Consider the following 2,791-nt stretch of genomic DNA (forward strand, 5'->3'; position numbering starts at 1 on the left):
AGCGCTTTGATGTTCACCCACCACCGGCAAAGCATAAATCTGGAAAGCGGCTCTCAAAATTCTCGCGCCGTAAATTAATCCTTATTATTCAACAATAAATCATTCATTTAACCGATAAATCCTTTCGTGACGTGGCTCACGGTCGCTTCTCCGTACGCGTGTAAACATTCTCACCGCCTTTTCTTAACCTGTTGTTTTATTGACATTATTTATGATTAAAGCGCTTTCATCACCTTCGCAAATAAAAAGAAAGCGATAATCCATCACAGAAGGAGCGACCATGACCGGAAAACCCGCCGCCCGCCAGGGCGACATGACTGCCATCGGCGGCCCGATTGTCCAGGGCTCCGCCGGGGTTTTCATCGGTGCCCCCACCGGCGTGGCCTGCTCGGTGTGCCCGGACGGCACAACCTCCGGCAACCCGGTTAACCCGCTGCTGGGCGCGAAAGTACAGCCCGGCGAAACCGATGTGGCGCTGCCCGGCCCGCTGCCTTTTGTGCTGTCCCGGTCGTACAGCAGCTACCAGACCCGAACCCCCGCCCCGGCGGGCCTCTTCGGCCCCGGCTGGAAGGCGCCTTCTGATATTCACCTGCAGATACGCGATGCGGGGCTAATCCTCAACGACGCCGGCGGGCGCAGCATCCACTTTGACCCGCTGCTTCCCGGCGAGGCCGCCTTCAGCCGCAGCGAGTCCTTCTGGCTCGTCCGCGGCGGCGTGCCGGCGTTACATCAGGGCCACCCGCTGCAGACGCTCTGGCAGGCCCTGCCGGAGGATATTCGTCTAAGCCCGCATATCTACCCTGCGACCCGCGGCCCGCAGGGACCGTGGTGGCTGCTCGGCTGGCCCGGGCGCGTACCGGAGGCGGATGAGACACTGCCCGCCCCGCTGCCGCCGTTCCGGGTGCTGACCGGGCTCGCGGACCGCTTCGGGCACACGCTCACCTTTCACCGGGCGGCGCAGGGGGAGTTCGCCGGGCACCTCACCGCCGTCACCGACGGGGCCGGGCGCCGCTTCAGCCTGGCACTCGCCCGCCTGCCCGACGTGCCGCAGACCCGCTACGGCGCGGACGAGGGCGTGCGCCTGACGGCGGTGTGGCTGACGCACGACCCGGAATACCCGGATGCACTGCCCGCCGCGCCGCTGGCGCGCTACGAGTATTCCGCACGCGGCGAGCTGGCGGCGGTGTACGACCGGGGCGATGTACAGACGCGGCGTTTTGACTACGACCCTCTGCATCCGGGCCGGATGGTGGCGCACCGCTACGCCGGAAGGCCGCCGCTTTCCTACCGCTACGACGCCGCCGGACGGGTGGTGGCGCAGCACAATCCCGTGGGCCTGAGCTACGCCTATGCGTATGAAAAACACGTCGTCACCATCACCGACGGCCTGGGCCGCCGCGAGGCGCTGCACACGGAGGGCGAAGGCGGCCTGAAGCGGGTGGTGAAAAAGGAACTCGCGGACGGCAGCGCGCTTCACAGCGCCTTCGACCCGGCGGGCAGGCTCGTCGCGCAGACCGACGCGGCGGGCCGTAAAACGCAGTACCGGCTGAGCCCGGGCTCCAGCCTGCTGACGGAAGCCGTCGCCCCCGACGGCAGCGCGGTGCGCTTCAGCTATAACGACCTGCACCAGCTCACCACCGCCGCCGCCGCTGACGGCCTGCAAAGCCGGCGGGAGTATGACGACCGGGGCAGGCTGACGGCGGAGACCTCCCGCCAGGGCGACGTCACGCGCTGGTTTTATGATGACCCGCTGAGCGAATACCCCACCGCCAGCGAAGACCCTGCCGGCGGCCGGAAGCGCATGACGTGGAGCCGCTACGGACAGCCGCTGACCTTCACCGACTGCTCCGGCTATGAAACCCGCTATGAATATGACCGCTTCGGGCAGCTGACGGCAGTCCACCGGGAGGAAGGCCTCAGCCAGCATTTCATGTATGACGCCCGCGGCAGGCTGGTCAGCCAGAGCCGCGCCCCGGCGCAGGTGACCGCGTATGAATACGGCGACGCCGGTGACCTCACCGCCGTTATTCACCCCGACGGCGGCCGCCGTGAAACGCGGTATGACGCGGGCGGCAGGCCCCTCAGCGTCAGCGAAGGCGGCCTGACCCGGCAGATAACATACGACGCCGCCGGGCGCGTCGCCGCCCTGATTAACGAGAACGGCGTCAGCGCCACCTTCACTTACGATGCGCTGGACCGGCTGACGGCAACGCGCGGCTTCGACGGACGGACGCAGCGCTACGGCTACGACCCCACCGGGCGGCTTATCCGCAGTGAGGATGCGTCTCTCATCACCCGCTGGCACCACGACGGGTCCGGCCGCCTGACGCACCGCACGGTCAACGACGAGGAGGCCGGACGCTGGCGGTACGACGAGCGCGGCTGGCTGACGGAGGTCAGCCATCTCAGCGGCGGCCACCGCGTCGCGGTGCGCTACGGCTACGATGAAACGGGCCGGATGGTCAGCGAAACGCAGACCGTCCACGCCCCGGACACCGGTGAACCGCTGTGGGAGCACACCACGCGGCACGGCTACCGGAATGGCCTGGCCACCCGGACCACCCCCGACCGCCTGCCGCCGGTGGAATGGCTGACCTACGGCTCCGGCCACCTCGCGGGCATGAAGCTCGGCGGCGCCCCGCTTGTCGACTTCACCCGCGACCGCCTGCACCGGGAGACGGGGCGCACCTTCGGCGCCAGTGAACTGGCCAGCGCCTACGACACCGGCGGGCAGCTCCTGAGCCACACGCTGCACGACCGGCAGTTTAACCGGGAATACGACCGGAACGAC

1 protein-coding gene is annotated in these 2,791 nt (G+C 67.4%); it reads left to right on the forward strand.

All coding sequences use genetic code 11. The features are described 5' to 3' along the window. Positions 1 to 280: 280 nt before the first annotated feature. On the forward strand, positions 281 to 2,791 hold a 2,511-nt coding region (locus GYRE_RS00005; protein ID WP_038252061.1), incomplete at its 3' end, for a DUF6531 domain-containing protein.

The organism is Yokenella regensburgei ATCC 49455 (genome assembly GCF_000735455.1).
GTDB lineage: Bacteria > Pseudomonadota > Gammaproteobacteria > Enterobacterales > Enterobacteriaceae > Yokenella > Yokenella regensburgei.